The sequence below is a fragment of the Cellvibrio sp. KY-YJ-3 genome (assembly GCF_008806955.1).
Lineage (GTDB): Bacteria > Pseudomonadota > Gammaproteobacteria > Pseudomonadales > Cellvibrionaceae > Cellvibrio.
The window spans coordinates 22,352-44,106 of sequence record NZ_CP031727.1; the positions used below are offsets into that span (position 1 = coordinate 22,352).

General features: G+C 51.5%; 16 protein-coding genes. 11 read left to right on the top strand and 5 right to left on the bottom strand.

Annotation, left to right across the window (positions count from 1 at the left end):
• Nucleotides 1-8: 8 nt before the first annotated feature.
• The 4 genes from D0B88_RS00075 (at nucleotide 9) to D0B88_RS00090 (ending at nucleotide 7,268) form a co-directional block, all read left to right on the top strand.
• A complete protein-coding gene (locus tag D0B88_RS00075) occupies nucleotides 9-3,383 on the top strand; it encodes a DUF1592 domain-containing protein (RefSeq protein ID WP_151054176.1) in 3,375 nt (1,124 codons plus the stop codon).
• A 49-nt stretch (nucleotides 3,384-3,432) separates the two neighbouring features.
• Nucleotides 3,433-4,644: a DUF1552 domain-containing protein gene (locus D0B88_RS00080; protein ID WP_007644727.1), complete on the top strand. Its 1,212-nt coding sequence runs from the start codon at nucleotides 3,433-3,435 to the stop codon at nucleotides 4,642-4,644.
• A 519-nt stretch (nucleotides 4,645-5,163) separates the two neighbouring features.
• Nucleotides 5,164-6,219, top strand: coding sequence for a glycoside hydrolase family 11 protein (locus D0B88_RS00085; protein ID WP_040393213.1), 1,056 nt, complete (start codon nucleotides 5,164-5,166; stop codon nucleotides 6,217-6,219).
• A 110-nt stretch (nucleotides 6,220-6,329) separates the two neighbouring features.
• Complete coding sequence (locus D0B88_RS00090) at nucleotides 6,330-7,268, top strand: HEAT repeat domain-containing protein (protein ID WP_151054178.1); 939 nt, start codon at nucleotides 6,330-6,332, stop codon at nucleotides 7,266-7,268.
• A 143-nt stretch (nucleotides 7,269-7,411) separates the two neighbouring features.
• On the opposite strand, the gene D0B88_RS00095 is transcribed toward D0B88_RS00090, so the two are convergent.
• The 4 genes from D0B88_RS00095 to D0B88_RS00110 all read right to left on the bottom strand — a co-directional run bounded on the left by D0B88_RS00095 (nucleotide 7,412) and on the right by D0B88_RS00110 (nucleotide 11,923).
• Nucleotides 7,412-9,616: a xanthine dehydrogenase family protein molybdopterin-binding subunit gene (locus D0B88_RS00095; RefSeq protein WP_151054180.1), complete on the bottom strand. Its 2,205-nt coding sequence runs from the start codon at nucleotides 9,614-9,616 to the stop codon at nucleotides 7,412-7,414.
• Nucleotides 9,616-10,080, bottom strand: coding sequence for a (2Fe-2S)-binding protein (locus D0B88_RS00100; RefSeq protein WP_007644715.1), 465 nt, complete (start codon nucleotides 10,078-10,080; stop codon nucleotides 9,616-9,618). Before D0B88_RS00100 ends, D0B88_RS00095 begins: the two co-directional genes overlap by 1 nt.
• A gap of 65 nt (nucleotides 10,081-10,145) precedes the next feature.
• A complete protein-coding gene (locus D0B88_RS00105) occupies nucleotides 10,146-10,772 on the bottom strand; it encodes an NTP transferase domain-containing protein (protein ID WP_151054182.1) in 627 nt (208 codons plus the stop codon).
• A gap of 47 nt (nucleotides 10,773-10,819) precedes the next feature.
• Entirely contained in the window at nucleotides 10,820-11,923 is a 1,104-nt protein-coding gene (locus D0B88_RS00110) for an XdhC family protein (RefSeq protein ID WP_151054184.1), read from the bottom strand.
• A 428-nt stretch (nucleotides 11,924-12,351) separates the two neighbouring features.
• Between D0B88_RS00110 and D0B88_RS00115 the strand changes: the two genes are divergently transcribed.
• From D0B88_RS00115 to D0B88_RS00125, 3 genes are all read left to right on the top strand, one after another.
• Nucleotides 12,352-12,576 (top strand): ParD-like family protein, encoded by a 225-nt coding sequence (locus tag D0B88_RS00115; protein WP_151054186.1) that lies wholly within the window; start codon nucleotides 12,352-12,354, stop codon nucleotides 12,574-12,576.
• Entirely contained in the window at nucleotides 12,569-13,342 is a 774-nt protein-coding gene (map, locus tag D0B88_RS00120; protein WP_151054188.1) for a type I methionyl aminopeptidase, read from the top strand. Before D0B88_RS00115 ends, map begins: the two co-directional genes overlap by 8 nt.
• 207 nt (nucleotides 13,343-13,549) lie before the next feature.
• The gene (locus D0B88_RS00125) at nucleotides 13,550-14,548 is read left to right on the top strand and encodes a family 43 glycosylhydrolase (protein ID WP_151054190.1); all 999 of its coding nucleotides are present in this window, start codon (nucleotides 13,550-13,552) and stop codon (nucleotides 14,546-14,548) included.
• Nucleotides 14,549-14,756: 208 nt separating this feature from the next.
• Here D0B88_RS00125 and D0B88_RS00130 read toward each other — a convergent pair whose 3' ends face one another.
• Complete coding sequence (locus tag D0B88_RS00130) at nucleotides 14,757-15,611, bottom strand: SDR family oxidoreductase (RefSeq protein ID WP_151054192.1); 855 nt, start codon at nucleotides 15,609-15,611, stop codon at nucleotides 14,757-14,759.
• An 88-nt stretch (nucleotides 15,612-15,699) separates the two neighbouring features.
• On the opposite strand from D0B88_RS00130, the gene D0B88_RS00135 reads away from it, so the two are divergent.
• The 4 genes from D0B88_RS00135 (at nucleotide 15,700) to D0B88_RS00150 (ending at nucleotide 21,737) form a co-directional block, all read left to right on the top strand.
• On the top strand, nucleotides 15,700-16,086 hold the full coding sequence (locus D0B88_RS00135) for a helix-turn-helix domain-containing protein (protein ID WP_007644705.1): 387 nt from the start codon (nucleotides 15,700-15,702) through the stop codon (nucleotides 16,084-16,086).
• A gap of 134 nt (nucleotides 16,087-16,220) precedes the next feature.
• Entirely contained in the window at nucleotides 16,221-16,925 is a 705-nt protein-coding gene (locus D0B88_RS00140) for a 2'-5' RNA ligase family protein (protein WP_225318466.1), read from the top strand.
• A 72-nt stretch (nucleotides 16,926-16,997) separates the two neighbouring features.
• The gene (locus tag D0B88_RS00145) at nucleotides 16,998-18,233 is read left to right on the top strand and encodes a TonB family protein (protein WP_151054194.1); all 1,236 of its coding nucleotides are present in this window, start codon (nucleotides 16,998-17,000) and stop codon (nucleotides 18,231-18,233) included.
• A gap of 369 nt (nucleotides 18,234-18,602) precedes the next feature.
• Nucleotides 18,603-21,737: a TonB-dependent receptor gene (locus tag D0B88_RS00150; protein ID WP_151054196.1), complete on the top strand. Its 3,135-nt coding sequence runs from the start codon at nucleotides 18,603-18,605 to the stop codon at nucleotides 21,735-21,737.
• Nucleotides 21,738-21,755: the final 18 nt, after the last annotated feature.

Consider the following 21,755-nt stretch of genomic DNA (forward strand, 5'->3'; position numbering starts at 1 on the left):
AAACCATTATGAAAAACTTACGTAAACTCTCCGCGCTCTCCCCATTCGGTTTAGCCCTTGCACTGGCAGTGCCAGCAACAGCGCAAAACCTATGCGATGTTTCCTACACAACAACCAATAGCTGGGGCAGTGGTGCGCAAATTGCCGTCGCCGTCAAAAATAACGGTGCCGCAGTGACTAGCTGGCAGCTGTGCTGGACCTTCAATGGCAGTGAAACTATTGCCAACCTGTGGGATGGAACCTTCACCGCCACCGGCAAAAATGTGTGTGTCAACAACGCCGCCTACAACGGCAACTTGGCAACCAATGCCAGTGCACAGTTTGGTTTTGTGGTGAATAACCCCAGCACCCAAGTGCCCACCGCCTTTACACTTAACGGCGCAAGCTGTAATGGCAGCACTCCGGTAAGCAGCAGTTCAAGCAGCATTGCACCCAGTAGCTCCAGCAGCTCAAGTAGCTCAAGTAGCAGTGTTGCGCCATCGGTAGCGGCGCGCTGGCTATTGGATGCCACCAAGTCCAGCTTCCACTTTGTTGCGGTTAAAAACACCAACACAGCGGAAACCTTTACCTTTACCCAACTGCAAGGCACGGTGGCGACAAGCGGTAACGCAACGCTGACCATTCCTCTGGCGAGCATTTCAACCGGGTTTGATATTCGCAATACGCGCATGCAAAACCTGTTGTTTGAATCCAGCTACCTGCCCAGCCTGCACTTTACAACGCAGCTGGATATGAGCGCGCTGGATGCTATGGCCGTAGGTGCTATGCAGGTACAAACCTTGACCGGTAATTTGATTCTGCATGCGGTAAATAAACCGATCAGTTTCGATGCCACCATCATCAAACACAGCAGCACCAGCATCAGTGTGTCACCGCGTCGCCCTATAGTGGTCAATAGCGTTGATTTTGAACTGAATGCCGGTGTTGAAGCGCTGCGTGTGGTTGCCAATTTGAGTGCAATCGGCGAGAAAACACCGGTGTACTTCAAGATGTTCCTCACCCGTGACAACCCCACCAACATCGCCGCGATCACGCTGCCAACGGCACCTGCCGCACCGGCCAGCTTGATGGGCAACCTGAGCCAGGTTACCGGCGAAGCGACGCTGACCTGGGCGGACGTGAGCAACAACGAAACCGGTTTCCTGATTCGCCGCAAAGGTACCGATGGCCGCTGGACAACCCAAAGCAATCTGACCGCCAATAGCGCAAGCTTCATGGAGAACCTGCTCTCTGCTTACGGCAGTTACGATTACAAGGTAATTAGCTACCGCGACAGTGTGCCTTCAGTGGCTAGCAACGCCATCAATCTGGTCTACTCCAACGGCCAAAGTTCTTCCAGCAGCTCCAGCGCTACCAGCACTAGCTCACTCAGCTCCGCCAGCAGCCTGTCCAGTAGTTCCAGCTCCAGCAGCTCAAGTGGGAGCGGTGAAATTATTGGCGACGCCAGCCGCGGATCAACCCTGTGGAATACCCAAAGCTGTGTAGCCTGTCACGGGGTAGATGGAGAGAAAAATGCCAACGGTACGCCAGCAGCAGCACCGCTGAACCCGAACCGCTCGGTCTATCGCCACAGTCAGGACAATCAGGATCGCAGCCTGCGCGATTTTATTGCCATGTGGATGCCACAGACCGACCCAGGCAGCTGTACCGGCCAATGCGCAGCGGATTTGGAAGCCTATATCTGGACCTGGCGCAGACCGTCTGACGGCATTCCGGACAATCCGGTATCCAACTTCAGCTGCCCAAGCACCGGCCCAACCTACGGCCAACGCACCCTGCGCTTACTGACCAAAAACGAGTATCAACGCTCGGTACGCGACTTGGTGGGTTACACCCAGGATGTCATATCACGTTTGCCCGACGACTTTATCGCCGGCTCATTCATGAACAACAACACCCTGATCGTGGATAAAAACCGCTACACCAGCTACATCTCTACCGCCGAACGTATTGCTACCGATGTAGCAAGCCGCTGGAACGCAGTATTGGCCTGTAGCCCAAGCACCACTTGCGCCGACAAGCTGGTGAACGAACTGGCACCGCGCATTTTCCGCCGCCCATTAACCGCCGATGAGCAAACCGCATACCGCGGCGTTGCACGCGGCACCACCGGTGGCCGCACAGTAACCGAAGGTATGGAAATCGCACTGGCCGCGATGTTGTCGTCACCACAATTCCTGTACCGCTCCGAGTTGGGCACCGCCAGTGGCGGCGCTTACAAGTTGGACGGCTATGAGATGGCGACCTTCATGAGCTACACCTTTACCGGCACCACCCCCAGTGCAGATTTGCTGGCGGCTGCTGGCCGTGGCGATTTGAATACAGTGGCTGGCGTGCGCCAACAGGCGGCACTGCTGCTGAACTCGGCCAATACCCGTGTATTGCTGGGCGACTTTGTGAACCGCTGGTTGGGTACCGAACAGTTGGAGATCAAAGAGAAGAGCGGTGTAACCAACTTTGCCACTCTGGCCAACGACATGAAGCTGGAATTGGGTAAAAACTTTGCCCAGGCCATGTTGGGTAGCGGCTCCAGTTTCGCCTCGCTGTACAACCCCAGCTACACCCACGTGAACCAGCGCCTGGCCAACCTTTATGGCTTGCCCTACAACGCCAATGGCGCCGATAGCGATGGCTTCGTCAGCACCGCAACCAGTGACCGCGGCGGGATCTTGATCTCTGGCGCCTTCCTGTCACGTTACGCCAGTGCGACCGATGCCAACATGGTCACCCGTGCCGTTGCCCTGCGTCGCCGGATGATGTGTCAGGACATTCCAGAACCACCATCAGGTGTGAGCCTGGACCGAGAAGCATTGGCTGCGCGTGATAAAGAGTTCTTTGAGAACCCGCACACCACCCAGCGCATGATCTTTGACCGCATCACCTCTGGCACCAGCTGCTCCAACTGCCATGGCGAGATCATCAACCCACTCGGCGGCGGCATGGAGAACTACGACAGCCTCGGTCGCGTGCGTTCAGTTGACCTGAAAGGTAATGCGATTAACGCGGCAGGCACCTTCTTCTCGCCCTACCCGCAATTGCAGTTCCTCAACGACCCGGATCGCGTGATTTACTCGCCAGCCATTCAATTTAATGGCGGTAAGGATCTCGCGCGCACAGTGGTAGAAGACCCCATGGTATCGAGCCTTGCGCAAAGCTGTCTGGCAACCCAGTTTGTCAGCTACAGCACCGGTATCCATTCGATCTTCCTGATTGATTCAACAAGGGATGTTGGCTATTCGCGCATCAGTAAAGCGGAAGAAGACGCTTATCGCTGCGACATTGCCGACCTGACCAATGTACTGAGCACCAGTGGCCCAAGGGCAATGCTTGAAGAAATTCCCGCATTGGATTCTGTGATGTACCGGCAGGAGTGGGCGCGCTAATGCGCGCCCCTCACACTCATCGCCTTGTTAACGAATTGGAGTAAATAACATGAGATACAAAGACTGCTTCGACAAAGAACGCAGAGACTTCCTGAAAGTCGTCAAACATGCCGGTATCGCTGCGGGATTAATTCAAGCCTCCAGCATTCTGGCGGGCGTTATGTTGGCGCGCACCGCAGAAGCCCAATCCGGCACTCCCACCAAGCACTGCCTGGTGTTTTCCGGCGGCGGTTGCCACCCGGATAAGTGGTTCCCGTCAGGGAGCACCCTGCCCGTTCAGTCAGCGCCACTGCAAACTCACTACAACCGTATCGCAATGTTTAAAAGCGCCTCGCTCAGCGGCGCAGGTCACGGGGTAATGTTTCACCGCTTCAACAACGGCAGTTGGTCTGAGGACAGTTTTGATGTGAACCTCGGCCGTACCATTGGCGCCAATTACCCGGTGAAATACCTGAATGTGGGTACCACGGCGGAATCGGCACTCAGCCGCGAGGGTTATACCGGTAGACCGCTGATCACCAGCCCGCAAGCTGCGCTTGACGTGCTCTTTTCCGGTGGTGGCAGTGGTGGTGGCAACGGTTCAGGCACAGCGCCACGCCAGTCGGTGGTGGACTTGCACTATGCAGCGATCAGCAGTTTGCAAAACAAACTGGGGCAACACGAGAAAGAGAAGCTGGATAGCCACTTCACCGCGATTCGCGAGATTGAAACCGCCATCGATACCGGCGGCAGCAATCCTGGCGGCTCCTGTCCACAGCTCTCCAACACCACCGCCAGTGGGTTTGATGCAACCGCCAAGTTGCACGCCGACATCGTGGCCTTGGCGCTGAGCTGTAATTTGACCGCTTCTGCGTCCATCGCCTTTGGTACCGATGCGCATACCCATTTCTTTGATGTACTCGGGCGTGAGTCGCACCAATCGCACCACAATCAGGGCAACGTGCCTTTGGCCTACACCGAAGATATTGTCTACATGCAGGGCTTAACCCGCTACCTGCTGGATAAGATCAACGAGCGTGGGCTGTTTAGCTCAACGATTGTGACCCAGGTTTCTGACATGGGTGACGCAGACTCCCACGGCAACAACAACGTACCGATGATAGTAGCGGGCGCCGGTATTACTGGTGGCCGTGTGATCGATATTGGCGGCAAAACCCAATCCGAGATTTATCAAACCCTCGGCTTGAAATTGCGTGCGGATCAAAGCCCTAACGGTGCGCTGTACCGCACCTGGGCTAACTCCACTATCGCCGGGCTTTAAACACCCGCCGATTGGTAAGGATGCGCCGTTTTTGTAATAGGGATTGTTAATCAGCAAGCTCCGGAGCAGATGTATCACACATCCACTCCGGAGCTTTTTTTATGCCTCTGCTTTTCCTGTTTGGGTACAATTTTTGTAGCGCAATAACGCTATTTTTTCGCCCATAAAAAACCATTTCAGAAAAATAATTTCCCTCATCAAAACCTATTCACGCATAAAAAAGTGACGCGATTTTTAGCAAATTTATTCAACCTTTAAAAAAATATTTACACGTAAATTCAGCCAAAAAAATCTAAAAAAAACCTATATAGTTTATTTGACAATATGCTTATTGTTTTATTGACAAGAACATTGGTGCAGCGCTATAAATTTCACATCAAAACGTCACGCCGTTTTAACAATAACAGCATGTCGTATGGCGTTTGATAAACATCTGCCCGCAATAGGCAGGTAAACCTTCAACAGTCCCTCCTCCTCTATGGGTGGTATTGGTTGAGCGGCTCACAAGAGAAACTAATAATGAAATTCACAACAGGCAAAATGTTTTTTAGTGGTTTAATCGGTGCTGCTGCACTTTGCGCTTCAATGGTTAGTGCACAAACCCTCAGCTCCAATTCCACCGGCACCAACAACGGTTTTTATTACACCTTTTGGAAAGATTCCGGCAGCGCGACCATGACCCTGCAAGCCGGTGGACGTTACACCTCGCAATGGAATAGCGGCACCAACAACTGGGTGGGCGGTAAAGGTTGGAACCCTGGCAGCAGCTCGCGTGTGATCAGCTACTCCGGCAGCTACAACGTAAACGATTCACAAAACTCCTACCTCGCACTTTATGGCTGGACCCGCAGCCCGCTGATTGAATACTACGTGATTGAAAGCTACGGCTCTTACAACCCTTCCAGTTGCGCCGGTGGTACTGACTACGGCAGCTTCCAAAGTGACGGTGCCACCTACAACGTTCGTCGCTGCTTGCGTACCCAACAGCCGTCTATCGATGGTACCCAAACTTTTTATCAATACTTCAGCGTGCGCACACCGAAAAAAGGTTTTGGCAACATTTCTGGCACCATCACCTTTGCTAACCACGCTAACTTCTGGGCAAGCAAAGGCTTGAATCTGGGTGCGCATAATTATCAAGTTCTGGCGACTGAAGGCTATCAAAGCACCGGCAGTTCAGACATTACAGTCAGCGAAGGTAGCAGCGGTGGCGGCAGCTCCAGCTCTGCGCCATCGGGCAACAAAACCATTGTGGTGCGCGCGCGTGGCACTGTCGGTGGTGAACAAATTCGCCTGAAAGTGAATAACACCACCGTGCAAACCTGGACACTCTCTACCACTATGTCCAACTACACTGTGTCTACCAGCTTATCCGGTGGTTCATTGGTGGAATACTTTAACGATTCGGGCAATCGTGATGTGCAGGTGGATTACATCAGCGTCAACGGCAGCACTCGTCAATCTGAAGCACAAACCTACAACACCGGCGTTTATCAAAATGGCGCCTGCGGTGGTGGCAATGGTGGCAGCGAGTGGATGCACTGCAACGGCGCAATTGGTTACGGCAACTTGTAATCCTTAACTCGCCGTTATTGTACGACATAAAAAAGGGGCGGATTTTCTGCCCCTTTTTTATCTATTTTTTACCATCATAAAAAATATTTTAATAATAACGAGACAACGCCATGAACACTATCACAGGTTTACACAAACATTTTTTGTTACCCGCACTCGCGGGTGCAGCGATTTGTTATAGCGTCATGATGCTGAGCAATGATGACAGCCAGCAGCTTAATAAAATTACCGAGCTGGAAAATAAAATTCTTGATTTGCAATTTTTACTCGCGCAACAAGAACAAGCATTAACAACCGCGCAACAATATGCACCAGACACCCGCATACACAACACCACTCAAATATCCACCGCCAATAATGGCGAAAAAATAGCAACTATTTCTGCAAGCAAAAGCCCCGCCGATGCGGAACTCGACGCGGCTGCGGTGACAGCCAACAGCAATCAACAACTAAAAGAACTGAGCACCCTGTCTGATCGCGATGCCCGTAGCTTCTCAGAAAAGTTAACCGATTTTTTAGCGCAGAACCCGGGGCGCGACAATCTAGCCATCGCCAGCAAAAGCATTGTGGATCTGGCGAACAATCACAGCATCCTGCCCGATTACGCGCTGGAGTCGCTCTATCAGCAACAGAGCAACGAGGAAATAAAACGAGTGGCAGCGCAGGTAATGTCGCTGCGTGGCGATAACCGTTTGCTGGAGCAGCACATCGCGAAGCTGCAAACCAAACTGGAGAGCGACACTCCGCAAGAGCGTCAACAAGCATTGGTGGCATTGGCAAAAACCGGTTACGCCAACGCGGCCACCGCCATTGCCCCGCTACTGCAAGACAGCGATACCGGCGTAAAACTGGATGCCCTACTCGCCCTGCGCGCCACCGGCAACCAGAGCCATATTCGCATGGCGGAAAATTTGCGCAATGATCCCGACCCAGCCGTGAGCTGGCTCGCCAACGACGTGATTAGTCAATTGCAAAATTTAAGTGAACAGGCGCGCACCAAAGTCGCGAGCAATGATATAGCAGCCAATTTATTGCCGATTGCACAGTAATAGTGATGCGAAAAAAATCAGTGTAAAACAGACCAATAAATATCAAAAAAACCTCCAAAAAATATCCAAAAAAATGCCGCTGGCGCAAACCAGCGGCATTTTTTACATCAAAGACCAAATCTTGGTTTTCTTGGTGCAGCGTATTAAACCTTAGTCCCTAAGGGCAAACGCGTGCGCGGTGTACCGGTGACGGCGAATAAAGCATTGGCGACTGCACCAGCGACGGGAGGCAAACCAGGTTCACCTACACCTGACGGCATTTCCGCGGAGGGAACAATATGCACTTCTACCTTGGGCATAGCGTCGATGCGCAGCAGCGGGTAGCTGTGATAATTGGTTTGCTCGACCACACCGTTTTTCAGCGTAATCGCTTCACCCAGTGCCGCGCTCAAGCCCATGCCGATACCGCCTTCCATTTGCGCGCGAATCACATCGGGGTTTACCGCCACCCCACAATCCACAGCGCACACTACTCGTTCGACTTTAAAACTGTTATCGCTATTCACTCGCACTTCAGCCACTTGCGCCACCCAGGTGCCGAAGGATTTATGCACCGCAATACCGCGGCTGACACCTTCCGGTAATTTTTTACTCCAATCACTTTTTTGCGCAGCCAAATTTAATACGCCGAGTGCACGCGGTTCGCTGGCGAGCAATTCGCGGCGAAAAATAACCGGGTCTTTTTTCGCTGCTTTGGCGAGTTGGTCAATAAACGTTTCCACCACAAACGCATTGCCCGAATGGCCCACCGAACGCCACCAGAGTGTGGAGACCTTAATAGGAATTTCTGTGGCCTGCACTTGCAGGTTGGGAATCGCGTAGTGCATATCGTCGATGCCTTCCGCAACCGTGCTATCCACCGGGCCTTGAATCATCGCTTCAAACGGGGTGCCGCGTAAAATAGCTTGCGCCACGGCGTGATGCTGCCACGCGAGCGCTTTACCATCAGCCGATACCGCGCCGCGCAAGTGATGCACCGCCATAGGCCGGTAGCGACCATTGAGGATTTCATCTTCCCGCGTCCACACCATTTTCACCGCGCGCCCTGGAATTTGTTTGGCGATATTGGCAGCGTCCACCACATAATCACTGGGGCAAGCGCGGCGACCAAAACTACCGCCCGCATAGAGTGTATGAATATTTACCTGCTCGGGTTTTACGCCCGTAGCAGCAGCAACCTGTTGCTGATCCACTGTCGGCATCTGGCAGGCATACCAGAGTTCACAGCTATTTTTTTCGGCTTTTACCACACAGTTCAGCGGCTCAATCGCCGCGTGCGCGAGGTAGGGCAATTCATATTGCGCGCTAATCACACCGTCCGCTTTGGCAAGCGTCGCAGTGGCATCACCTGCGGTTTTTATTACCGCACCGGTTTTATTGGCGGCGTCGTGACAGGCTTTAAATAATTCATCGCTGCTACGAGTTTCACAGGCAGATAAATCCCACTCCACCTGCACTAATTTGCGCGCTTTTTGCGCCGCCCAAAAACTCTCGGCTACCACCGCCACGCCGCGCGGAAATTCCACCACAGCAACAACACCGGGCGCTGCTTTAGCTTTGGCGGCATCCACTTTTTTCACCTTGCCAAACAATTGCGGCGGGTAGACCACCAACGCGGTGAGCATGCCGGGCAATTGAATGTCTTGCGTGTAAATCGCGGTGCCGTTGGTTTTTTCAAAACTGTCTTTACGCGGAATTGTTTTGCCGATTAATTGAAAATCCTTCGGGTCTTTTACCACCGGTTTTTGCGGCACCGGCAACGCAGCCGCTTTTGCCGCGAGCGCACCAAAAGTGCTGGTGCGTTTGCCGTGAGAGATCACACCATTTTTCACCTGAATTTCATTGGCAGGCACCTTCCACTCAGTGGCAGCGGCAGCGACCAACATTTCACGCGCGGCGGCGCCAGTTTGACGCAACTGCATCCAAGAGTTGGCAATGGATGATGAACCACCCGTGCCCTGCGCGGGGCCCCAGAATAAATTGTTGTAGCGGCTGGCATCCGCCGGTGCAAATTCCCAATCCATTTGCTCCCAACTTGCATCCAATTCTTCTGCCACCAGCGCCGTTAAACCGGTGCTTACGCCCTGCCCCATATCCAAATGTTTTACCACTATGGTGACTTTGTTATCGGGCGATATTTTTACAAAGGCATTAAAAAACGGCACATCGCCGCTGGCATCGGCAGACGTTGTATCAGCAGCAAAAACCTGTGCGCTACCGGCGACAAAACCGCTGCCAATTAATAAACCACCACCCAGTCCCACTGCCTGCAAAAAATTACGGCGCGATAAAGCCGAAGGCTCATTATGTTGCTGGGTGTGAATTGTTTGTCGTTTGAGAAAGTTCATTAGGCTTTTCCTCCTAACTTATCGGCCGCTTGGTGAATAGCGCCGCGAATCCGCTGATAGGTAGCACAGCGACAGAGGTTGCCACTCATAGCGGCATCGATTTGTGCATCGGTCGGTTTTTTATTACCTTGCAACAGGGCGGTGGCCGACATGATTTGTCCTGACTGGCAATAGCCGCACTGCACCACATCCAATTCGCGCCAGGCTTGTTGTACCGCTTGGAATGCAGGCGAATTAATGCCTTCAATGGTTTCAATTTTTGCACCCGCCGCGGCCGAGATGGGCAAACTGCAGGAGCGTATCGGGCTGCCATTCATGTGCACCGTGCAGGCGCCGCAAAGCGCCATGCCACAACCCAGCTTGGTGCCGGTCATATTTAATTCATCGCGCAGCGCCCACAATAGCGGCGTATCTGGGTCCACATCCAGCTCGTGGGTTTTACCATTAATCGTAAGCGAAATCATGGGTAACTCCTTGGCAAAATCAATTGACTAACAAAACGGTTAAATTGCTTTTTTAAATAACTTTTTTAAATAGCCTTTCTTAAATAATTAGAAAGATCGGCGGGTGTATCTACATCAAATTCCGCCGATGGCATAGCAACAGGAATCACGTGATTGCTGTAACGCAGCAATAAACTTTTTGCACCGCGATCACCGCGACACTCGTACAAGCGCGCTTTAAAGTGCGCAGGAAATAACGCAGGTACGCCTAAGGTATTGGCAAAACTGGCGCAAGTGATTTTTTCCGGGTGCTGACACCAGCGGTGATATAAATTTTGTAAATCCTGCGCGCTAATCAAGGGTTGATCCGCCAACAATACCAATACCGGATTACTGTTTTGCAGGTATTTAACGGCGTGCGCCAATGAATGCCCCAGTCCCAAATTCCAGGCGGGAAATTCCAGCAATTCAACCGGCGTTTCCGTCTTGTTTTTTACCTGTGCATTGAGCGCAGGCAGCGCCTGTAATAATTGCGGATAAAAAGCACCACCCACCACCACAATACGCGCTGGTTGTAATTGGCGCGCGGCAGCAATACTCGCCGCAAGCAAGGGTTGCCCATGCCAATCGGCCAATTGTTTACAGCTGCCAAAACGGCTGGCAGAGCCCGCCGCTAAAATCAGGCAATCCAGATTTATCGTTTTATTTTTCATGGGAGCACCTTTTATTGATTAATCAAAAACTGTTCATTAGTCAGAAACTATTTTTTAGTCAGAAACTCTTCGTTAGAAACAGCGCGATTAATAGCAGCGCCCGCGACCAAATTGAGCGCGGGTAGCGTATCGCCCAATGCACTCATTAGCCCCAGAGGTTGGGCGCTGCTGCCAAATATTTTTGCGTGACATTCCGCCAATACCGACAAGGCGATGCTCTCCGGTAAATCACCACCCAAGGCTAAACCCATAGGCCCGGCAATGGGGCAATTCAATTGCGCCTCATCAAATCCGGCAGCGACCAGCACATCCGCTTTGCGTTTTGCAGGGCCAAGCAAACCGATATAAGGATTGGCGAGCGTTCGCGCTTGCAAAGCCGCGACAGCAGCTGCATCCAAACGCAAATTATGGTGGGCGATAATAATGCCATCCACGCTGTGCAATAATTCATCATCCAATTCGGCAACGGTTGTGTTCAACGCGCTAATTTGCGGCGGAAAATTTTCGCGTTTGTGGGGATTTAAGCGTTGATCCACCAGTGTGATGCGCCAACCTAAAATCAGCGCGAGCTGGCACAGGGGAATTAAATCCACGCCACTGCCCAGAACTAATAAATGGGGTAGCGGATTAATTAAGGTCGTGAGGATTTGTTTGCCGTTATCCGTGTCATCGGCGCGCTTCAAACTGCCATGCTGACGCTGGCTAAACGCACGCGGGCATGGTGTGAAGCTGGCAAAAGCATCCTCTATTTGCAACTCAAAACGACAGGCTTGCTGTTGCTGCAAACAGGAAAAAATTTCCGGCAGGCGCAAAAAATCATTGGCAGAATTACAAGGGTGCAACACAATTTCGGCTGCGCCACCGCAGCCTATGCCCAAACGCCAGGCGATATTACTATCGTCGCTCGCGTCGTACACCACACGGCGGGATTTCCCCAACGCGATAACCTTACGCGCTTGCAACAACAAATCGGATTCAATGCAGCCACCACTCAGCATACCCAATTGATGGCCCGCATCACTCAGCAACATTAGCGCGCCAGTTTTGCGATACACCGAACCGCGCGTTTGAATAACCGCGCCCAGCACCCAGTTGGCGCTATCTTTGAGTGGCAGCCAGGAGGCGAGTAAATGATAAAACTGATTAGACATAGACAGGCATCCGCGTTATTACATTTATCATCGGAATTTCAGGCACTGCACTAACAAACCGTTCGATAATCCCACCTGAATGCCCATAAGGAAAGCAGGATTAACAAAACTAAACTGACTGATTTGCTTTAGCGAGCGTTGCGTTATTAAAACGACGCGTTTAATCCCGATTAAAAATTTAGTTCGTCGCACGGCCAATTCGCGATCACCGTGACAACCAAACATGACAATCAACACCACAGATAAATGGAATTTAGTATTTATCAAATAGCCGATGATAAGTTTGCTCGATCCAAGCGGATTATTGCCTGATCCTGCAAACAGAACCTCAAACCACTAGCTCCCACCCTTACTCGGGCGACCAGGCCGCTTGATATTCCCCCACAACAAATATACGATGCATATACGTTTCATATATTGAGGTATTTATGGGCATTGTCAAAATTAGCGATGAACTGCATGAGGAAATCCGTAAAGCGAGCTCAGCAATGGTGCGCTCTATCAATTCACAAGCGGAATTTTGGATAAAAATTGGCATGCTGGCTGAAACCAACCCCACTCTTACCTACAGCGAGATTTTGCGCGAACAATTACAACTTGCCGCCGTTGAAATAAATCAACCCATTCCTCTGAGCAAAAGAAATCATGGATAAAGTTTTTTTAAAAAACAGCGCTGAATTAAATGTGATGCGTGAATCAGGGCGGTTACTTGCCTCCGTTTTCGCCTACCTTGATCCGCTGGTAAAAGCTGGTATATCGACCATGGAAATTAATGATGTGGTAGAGCGTTTTATTACCAACCAACTCAATGCCCGTCCGGCAAGTAAGGGGCAATATGATTTTCCTTATTCATTAAACACCTCCGTTAACGATGTTGTTTGTCACGGAATGCCTTCTGCAACTCAATTTTTAAAAAGCGGCGATATTATTAATGTCGACATTACGCTGGAAAAAAATGGATTTATTGCTGATTCCAGCAAAATGTATATGATCGGCGAGGTGTCGCCGCTGGCAAAAAAATTAGTAGAGAAAACCTACGAGGCCATGTGGCAAGGAATCCGCGCGGTAAAACCTGGTGCAACCCTCGGCGATATTGGTTTTGCAATTCAACAATTTGCCAGCGCTAATGGTTATTCAGTCGTGCGTGAATATTGCGGTCACGGTATAGGCCGCGCCATGCACGAAGGCCCACAAATACTCCACTATGGAAAACCGAATTCTGGTTTGGTATTGCGCGAGGGAATGACTTTTACTATTGAGCCAATGATCAACCAGGGTGAAGCAAAAGTGAAATTAAAACGCGACGGCTGGACCGTTGTCACACGCGATAAAAAACTGTCTGCGCAATGGGAACATACTATTGCTGTTACGGCAGATGGCTATGAAGTATTAACCTTGCGCACTGAAGAACGAACTTAAAAAACCCAGCATGTCTTTTGCGTCACGCCTCCGCCATTAGCAACCTCTCACAATATGACTTACCCAAAAGATAGCCAACCCCACCAAACCTTGTTATAGTTATTTAAACCATAACAAGCCTAAAGTGTAAGTTTCACTGGGCAAACAACAATCAACCCATCGGCATGGTGTGCGGTCAGTGAGATTAACTGGCTTGGAACAATAACCATGAAACACATTACCCGTACCGCCACAGCCCTCTGCTTATCGCTTGGCTCCCTACTCGCTTGCGCGCAAAACCCGTTCAATTTTGGCAGCAATATTAAAACCGCTGATCCCTCTGGCCGCGTATGGGCCGACGGAAAAATGTATTTGTACACGTCGCATGATGAAGAGTGTCAGGAAGATTTTCACATGCAGGACTGGCATGCGTTTTCCTCTACCGATTTAGTCAACTGGACCGCACACGGCGCCATACTCTCACTCAAAGATCTCAGCTGGGCCGACAACTACGCCTGGGCGCCGGATGCGGTGTATAAAAACGGCAAATACTATTTAGTTATTCCGGCGGGCACTGGCTTCAAAGACCGGGTAAACCCGGAAAAAAGCACCAAGTGGATGGGCATAGGTATCGCCGAGAGCGACTCCCCCACCGGCCCTTTTAAAGACATGATTGGCGCGCCGCTGTGGAAAACACCCTATGCCAATGATCCGAGTATGTTTATTGATGACGACGGCAAAGCCTATTTATATTTTCACGGTGTGAATAGCGATTACCAAGTGGTGGAAATGGCCGATGACATGCGCAGTATTAAAGGCGATTTTTACAAAATGGATATGGGCGGTTATGAACCCAAAATGGAAGGCCCCTGGATATTTAAACGCAACGGCATTTATTACTTCACCATGCCGGAAAATAATCGGGTGCTGAGTTATTACACCGCCAAATCCCCCAAAGGCCCGTGGAAATATCAAGGGGTGATTATGGATGAGGAAAACAATGCAAATAACCATCACTCGATTGTGGAATATAAAGGCCAATGGATTTTGTTTTATCACCGTTGGTTAAATGACAAAACATCAACCTGCCACAAAAAACAACGTCACACTGCTGCAGAATATTTGCATTTCAATGCAGATGGCACCATTCAAAAAGTGGAGCGCACAGAAAAAGGGGTGAGTGATTTTTCTGTACGCAGTAACACCAAAAAAGCCGGCGAAAAATAATATTCCGTTTCGCAACGGTTAAAGGAACACCAGCTGGTCAGTAATACTCTGTCGTCACTCTCGCGCAAGCGGGAGTCCAATTTTGGTAATAACAACCGCAGTTGTGGATACCCGCGTTCGCGGGTATGACGATAGTGAATATTTCAAAAAAATCCCTGAAAACAGTAAAAGAGCACCAGCCGGTGCTCTTTTACTACCGCAAAAACCTTTATGCCTTAACCGCTTTTTCTACCATCGTTTTCCATGAAGTCGTCGGGCGACCAATTAATTGGCTGAGCTGATGGCTGTCATCAAACAAACCGCCTTTGGATGCACCCACATCAGATTCGGATAATAGTGTTGCGAGCCATTCCGGCAAGCCTGCACCCAACAACGCTGTTTTAAAATCAGCCTCAGGCAAATTCTGATACGCAATATTTTTGCCGGAATGCAACGCAATTTCTGCTGCGAACTCAGCAAGCGAATAACTTTCATCGCCCGCCAATTCATAGACTTTCCCGCTATGATTTTCTTGCGTCAGCACCGCTACGGCAGCCTCGGCGTAATCCACACACGCGGCAGAGGCAATACGCCCGTCACCCGCACTGCCAAACACTGCACCTAACTGCAACGCAGAACCTACGCTCGCCAGATAATTTTCGGTGTACCAACCATTGCGCAAAATCACAAACGGAATACCGGCCGTACGCAGCACCGCTTCGGTTTGTGCATGCTCAACACACAGTGGCAGGGGCGAGATATCCGCACGCAACAAACTGGTATACACCAGCAGGCCAACACCCGCTTGTTTTGCCGCTGCAATGGCGGCGCTGTGCTGTTCAAAACGACGACCAATTTCATTGGCGGAAATCAGCAACAATTTGTCGGCACCTTGAAACGCAGCGACCAGACTCTCGGGCTGATTGTAATCACCCTGCCGCACCTGCACCCCCAAGGCGGCAAGGTCGGCAACCTTTTCAGGCGAACGCACCACCACCGCTATTTCATTGGCAGGGACTTTTTTTAACAACGCACTCACAACCAAACGACCCAATTGGCCAGAGGCTCCGGTAACAACAATCATGATGAACTCCTTTATTTCAGTGGAAGAAGTTGTCACACTAGCAGCCTAACTAACTTTTAGTAAGTACGCACAAAAAGGTAAGTATGAAATGACAACCAAAAGCTTGAAAGAAGCCATGTTGCGCGGCGATGTAATGGCCGACAAATGCCCGTCGCGCGCGATACTCAATCATGTCACCAGCCGCTGGGGCGTATTGCTACTTATCGCCCTGCGCGGCGGCACCCACCGCTTTAGCGAATTGCGCCGCAAGGTAGGCGGCATTAGCGAAAAAATGCTGGCACAAACACTGCAAGCATTAGAGAGCGATGGTTTTGTCGAGCGCATTTCCTACCCGGTTGTGCCGCCCCATGTGGAATATTTGTTAACCCCCATGGGCGAACAAATCAGCGAAAAAGTGGAGACATTGGCAGATTGGATTGAATCAAACCTTGCGCACATTTTGAAAGCACAAGAACAGAAATCAGAAAAACGTTGAACCATTTTTTTTCCGTGATACCCATCACCGCGGGTATCCATAAAAATCAACAGCGGCAAAATAACACCCGATTATTAGCCGCACATTTATTTGTATTTTTTACATGCCCGACAGCAAATCATGGAGGTTTTTTAATGTCTGACATCAACCAAATTTATGGCGATATGTGGCGCAATGCGGAGGAAAAAATTCGCGCAGGTGCCTACGAAATGGATCACCTGATTGGTGCAAGCGATGACACGCGCAAAGGCACCACGGTGTTGTCCTACCTTAACAAGGCGGAGGGCAATGTGAGCCGCAGGATTATAGAATTTCTCGATGCGCTAGCGGTGCAGGAGCCTGAGCAATATTACTATCCGGAAAATGAATTGCATTTGACGGTGTTATCGGTGGTTAGTTGTGTGCGTGGGTTTATGCTGGAAGATGTTGATCAAGCGACTTATCAGGCAGTGTTTAACGACGCCGTAAAATCCATTGGCCCGCTGGAAATTCAGTATCGAGGTATCACCGCATCGCCGGGGTGTGTTTTGGTTCAGGGCTTTCCGCTGAACGAACAATTACACCAACTGCGCGAAAATTTGCGCCGCGTTTTTCGCGACTCAACACTGCATTCCACCATCGATAGCCGCTACAAAATTGCCACCGCACATTCCACCATTGCGCGCTTTCAGGCACCGCTGCGCAACCATTCCGAATTACTGAAACTACTTGAGCAATATCGCACTTATGATTTTGGTGTAAGCCGCATTCATCACCTGGATTTGGTATTCAACAACTGGTATCAGCAACTGTCGCATACCCACCCCATCGCGCAATATTCATTGGCGGAAGCAGGGTAAATTCACTGTCGCAAAACTGTCGTATTGATTCGCTAAGCTGGCGCCGTTTTATTTCCTTACAACGGTGTTTTTATGTTCCCCCGCTACTTGCTGATAAGCCAGTTGAGTTTACTCTGGCTGCTGTTGTCCGCTGTTACCCAGGCATCCCCACAACTCAGTGGAATTGCAACCCACAGCGAATTAGGGCAGGAGCAATTTCTGGCAGCGCTGTACAGCGAAACGCTCAGCAAAGATGCCGACCTGCTGCTCAATACGCAGGATGCCAAACGCATGGAATTAAAAATTCTGGCGCGCGAGGGCATTGCACCCCGACGTTTTACCCGTATGTGGATTGAAGGTGCCGCGATTAATATGCCCGCAGGCGCGATGAATTCTCACGCTGAAAATATGTTGGCGTTCGACCAATTATTTCGCGGCCGCCTGGAAATGAATGATCACCTGATCTTTGATTTTTCGCCGCAACAGGGCACGGTTATTCACCTCAATAGCGTGCACCTGGGCACCATTGAAAACCCGGCTTTTTTTGACGTGTTACTGCGCACTTGGATCGGCAATGTACCGCTGTCGTCCGGCTACCGCGAGGCGTTATTAATGGAGGGAAATATTGACGCGGCACTGCTGCAGCGCTTCACACATATGGAGCCGCGCTTGAGCAGAATTGCGGTAGTAAAAAGTTGGAATGAGACCATTCTTGCCGCCGCGAGTGCAGCCAGTAGTGCCAGCTCCAGTAGTGACAACCGGGGCAACATTTCCGACAACAATACCGAGAACAATGCCGACAACAAGAGCAAACAAATCGCAGCGATTAGCAGTGCTAAATCGAGCGCGCCGCAATCTGGAATTGCCGTGACCAATCAATCGTCATTACCTGGAGCCACGCAAGTTGCTGGCGCAACTGCATCAACAACTGAATCAACAAACGCATCGACAATTGCACCCGATGCACCAGCAGTGAATAACACTAGCGATAACGCCGATGACGCACTATCGCAACTGACTGCACAGTCACTGGTTGCACAGCAGTATTACATCTCCGATGCGATGCGGCGGATTTACGCCCAGCTGATTTATCCGCGGCGGGCGCGTGAACTGCAGCAAACCGGCTCGATTAAAATTCGCATCGCCGTGGATGCCGCTGGCAACATCACCGCATTGCAGCCGCTGGAAACCTCGGAGCACCGCTTGCTCAATCAAGCCGTTGAATCCGCCATCAAAGCCTCAGCCCCCTTCCCACCCTTACCGCCAGAAATCACCGCGCAGCAGCTGGAATTTGCGGTGCCTATTACCTTTACGCTCGGGCAGTCATAAGCCCCGTTTTATCCCATCACCATTCGCCCAGCGGTTTCAGTCAACAGTACTCAGCCGCTTTTTTTTTGGCTTTTGCCCACCAACAATCCTTCGTTAACCCGAAGGATTACTGACGCCCAATTCGGCCGAAAAAGCTATATCCGATACATCATATAATAACAAATAAATCTTGTATACTAGAGCACTAGAATGTTGACACCACCAAATAGTCTATGTGACCATCATTTGGTAGCGGCACTAAACCTGCCGGTATTGCTTCGATAATTTTCTAATAATCAACCGCAAAGGTGTCTTTCCGGTGTGTCGTTCAGACACCAGCGCGAAACATCAACAAGGAGACGCTGCCCGGCGTGGCGGCTTGAGACAATAATGAAAAAAAACACCTGTTACAGCACCAACCAAACCACCACAGGCAGTGCCCGGGTCTTTCGGCGTTCACTGTTAGCGGCGGCAATTATGGTCTGCTCGCCCGCACTCTTGGCGCAGACGACCCAGGCACAAAACACCACTAAAACCAAAGCCAGTGACGATGCACCGATCGAGGAAACTATTGTTACCGGTCAGCGCCAATCACTGGAAAGTGCGATGGAGTTAAAGCGCGCCTCGGATACTGTCGCTGACTCCATTGTGCTGGATGAAGCGGGCAAAGTGCCCAGTACCTCCCTGCTGGAAATTCTGGAGCGCGCGCCCGGCGTTACCATGAACCGCGTGCGCGCAGGTGCCGAAGGTTCACCGGACGGCTTTGCGTTTGAGGGTTCGGGAGTTCAAATCCGTGGTTTAAACAAGACCAAAACACTGATCAATGGGCGGGAAGTTTTCTCTGCCAATGGCGGCTCCGGCCTCAGCTGGGCGGATGTGGGGCCTGAGTTGCTGAAAGCGGTCACCGTCTACAAAGCGAGCCGTGCCGACCTGATTGAAGGCGGCGTTTCCGGTACCGTCGACCTGCAGACCCGCATGCCGTTTGATTTCAATGGCTTTAAGGCCAATGCGGCGATTTCCGGTAGCTATGGCGACTACTCCGAGGAAATCACTCCGGCAGGTTCCGCCATGATATCGAACCGTTTTGATACCGATTTTGGTGAGTTCGGGGTGCTGCTCGATCTGGCTTATTCGAAGATCGAATCCCATGACAGCAACATCATCGTTCCGCCCTACTACGCCACGCAATACGAGGGCGAGCGGGTCTACGTGCCGGGCGGCATACGCTACAGTCAGGATCAATTTGAACGCGTCCGCAATGGCTATTACGGCGCACTTCAGTGGGCGCCGAACGACAACCTTGAGCTGTTCCATACCACTTTTATTTCCGAGCGCGACAGCAATCGCGACAGCCAAATCCTGTCGGTGGAACCGGGCACACCCGTTGGTGTATTTGACGGTGCAGTGTTTGACGATGGCGTATTCGTGAAAGGTGCAATCTCCAGCCCCAACCTAACCTCCGGCCTTAGCGTATCACCCAACTCCAGCTTCACACCGTCGTTCAGCCGCACGGCCGACCACAGCACCGGCTTCAAATACGACGCTGAAGGCTGGGACATGAGCGGTAGCTACCAGTACGTGAAAGCCGAATCGAGTTCCGGTAAATACAGCCTTGGCAGCACCGTGATTCCGACAATCGGGCAAATCAATATGGATATGTCGGGCAAGCGGCCAGTGGTGAGTTTTGAAACCCCGCTCTCAACCGACCCGGCACAAGCCGGGCTTTCCCGCATCAACTGGTTGGACACCGCCAATGAGGGCGAAGCCCATGCCATTCAACTGGATGCCAATATTGAAATCGGCGATGGGTTCTTCAAAAAACTGGCTATCGGCGGTCGTGCAGCAGCGCGTGAGGAATCTGATAGTTTTGTCGGAACCTGGTGGTCGGCAACTGGCCGCGGCTGGAATGGCGTGACGCGCCCCTTCGTCAGTACCGCCCCGGAAGGCGATTTTGAACTGGAAGAATTCTCGGATTTCTTTAAAGGGGATATCCCGTCACTCGGTGGTGTTTGGGTGGGGACCCGTCAAGTCAATGACTATGCCCAGTTCGATCGGGTATACGACACCTACCTGGCCTGCGGCCCCACGCTTCAACATCAGTGCAGCAACCCAACGGCCACTACCTACCTCTACAGCACCGACGGCACACTGCGCAACCGCAACTTTGACCAGCGCCCATCCTTTTACGAGACGGAACATGACACCCAGTCCGCCTATGCGATGGTGGGTTTTGCGAATGATAGCGACGCCTGGTTCCTTAATTTCAGCGGTAATTTTGGGGTGCGCTGGGTAAATTACGACATTAGCAGTCAGGGCAATTTCAACTTTAGTGGTGGCGCGCGTTACTACGCGAGCCTGGCCGATGCCCAGGCGTCAGTCGAAGCCATGGGAGGCTTGGAAAATGTCGCCGCCTGGCAAGAGGCTAACGAAGGCGTGCAGCCGCCATTGACGCGCGAGAGTGTGGGTTACGAAAAAGACCGCATGGGCAGCTTCTCCAAGGATTATTTCCTGCCGTCATTCAATATCAAATTAGAACCGGCGGAAGGCTGGGTAATGCGCTACGCCCTGACCCAAACCCTCACGCCACCGCGCTACCCGGATATCCGCGCGCAGGGTATTGCCAGCGTGCAGACCACCGAGAACCCGATCAACGACGAGTTGGCTGCGCTCAATCCGGGTGATGATGTATCCATCCCGGCGATTTTCTCAGGCTATACCAATACCACCGGCAACCCCTTCCTAGAGCCGGAAATCGCGTTGAACCACGACCTCTCGTTCGAGTGGTACCCGAAAAAAGGCACCTCGATGAACCTGGCGCTGTTCCATAAAACCATCGACAACTACATCACCTTCAACAACTTCTCGGCGCCGGCAAGCGGCTTCTTCTCCGAAGGGGATTACCCACAATCAGCACTGGCGGATGGCAGTGGCAGCAGCTTTCTGGATGGTTCAGTCACCAGCCGGACCAACTTCAATGCCGAGGGTGACACCATCATCCGCGGTTTTGAATTGGGCGGGCGCACCTATTTCGATGCACTGCCCGGCTGGATGAGTGGCTTTGGTATCGAAATGAACGTCACCTACATCGACAACAAAGCGCCGGATGCCTTTGCCCAGGACATCAATGGCGATGAACTCAAGGTGCCGGTGATCGGACTGTCGGAGTGGGCCTACTCCACCACCCTGCTGTACGATTGGGATAGATTCAGCGCACGTTTGGCCTGGAACTGGCGTGATCGTTATTTAACGACCACCAACGACTCGGGCACGACCAATGTCTATAACGATCCGTTTAACGGGCAGCAAATCCAGTTCGGTATGCCGGTCTACGCGGCGGCTTCCGGTCGGCTGGATGGCAGCATCTCCTACCGTTTGACCGATAACGTCAACATCAAACTGGATGTGCAAAACATCACCGACGAAGACCAGCGCACCGAGATGGAGATCCTGTCCGGACGCTTTGTTGATCGCGCGGTGTTTGTGACTGACCGTCGCATTGGCTTGCACCTAGGCGTTAACTTTTAACTGAGCATCAATTGTTAA

Bases quoted from the DNA above. Each gene is read 5' to 3' on its own strand.
- D0B88_RS00075 (WP_151054176.1), top strand. From the start codon at position 9: ATGAAAAACTTACGTAAACTCTCCGCGCTCTCCCCATTCGGTTTAGCC.
- D0B88_RS00080 (WP_007644727.1), top strand. From the start codon at position 3,433: ATGAGATACAAAGACTGCTTCGACAAAGAACGCAGAGACTTCCTGAAA.
- D0B88_RS00085 (WP_040393213.1), top strand. From the start codon at position 5,164: ATGAAATTCACAACAGGCAAAATGTTTTTTAGTGGTTTAATCGGTGCT.
- D0B88_RS00090 (WP_151054178.1), top strand. From the start codon at position 6,330: ATGAACACTATCACAGGTTTACACAAACATTTTTTGTTACCCGCACTC.
- D0B88_RS00095 (WP_151054180.1), bottom strand. From the start codon at position 9,616: ATGAACTTTCTCAAACGACAAACAATTCACACCCAGCAACATAATGAG.
- D0B88_RS00100 (WP_007644715.1), bottom strand. From the start codon at position 10,080: ATGATTTCGCTTACGATTAATGGTAAAACCCACGAGCTGGATGTGGAC.
- D0B88_RS00105 (WP_151054182.1), bottom strand. From the start codon at position 10,772: ATGAAAAATAAAACGATAAATCTGGATTGCCTGATTTTAGCGGCGGGC.
- D0B88_RS00110 (WP_151054184.1), bottom strand. From the start codon at position 11,923: ATGTCTAATCAGTTTTATCATTTACTCGCCTCCTGGCTGCCACTCAAA.
- D0B88_RS00115 (WP_151054186.1), top strand. From the start codon at position 12,352: ATGGGCATTGTCAAAATTAGCGATGAACTGCATGAGGAAATCCGTAAA.
- map (WP_151054188.1), top strand. From the start codon at position 12,569: ATGGATAAAGTTTTTTTAAAAAACAGCGCTGAATTAAATGTGATGCGT.
- D0B88_RS00125 (WP_151054190.1), top strand. From the start codon at position 13,550: ATGAAACACATTACCCGTACCGCCACAGCCCTCTGCTTATCGCTTGGC.
- D0B88_RS00130 (WP_151054192.1), bottom strand. From the start codon at position 15,611: ATGATTGTTGTTACCGGAGCCTCTGGCCAATTGGGTCGTTTGGTTGTG.
- D0B88_RS00135 (WP_007644705.1), top strand. From the start codon at position 15,700: ATGACAACCAAAAGCTTGAAAGAAGCCATGTTGCGCGGCGATGTAATG.
- D0B88_RS00140 (WP_225318466.1), top strand. From the start codon at position 16,221: ATGTCTGACATCAACCAAATTTATGGCGATATGTGGCGCAATGCGGAG.
- D0B88_RS00145 (WP_151054194.1), top strand. From the start codon at position 16,998: ATGTTCCCCCGCTACTTGCTGATAAGCCAGTTGAGTTTACTCTGGCTG.
- D0B88_RS00150 (WP_151054196.1), top strand. From the start codon at position 18,603: ATGAAAAAAAACACCTGTTACAGCACCAACCAAACCACCACAGGCAGT.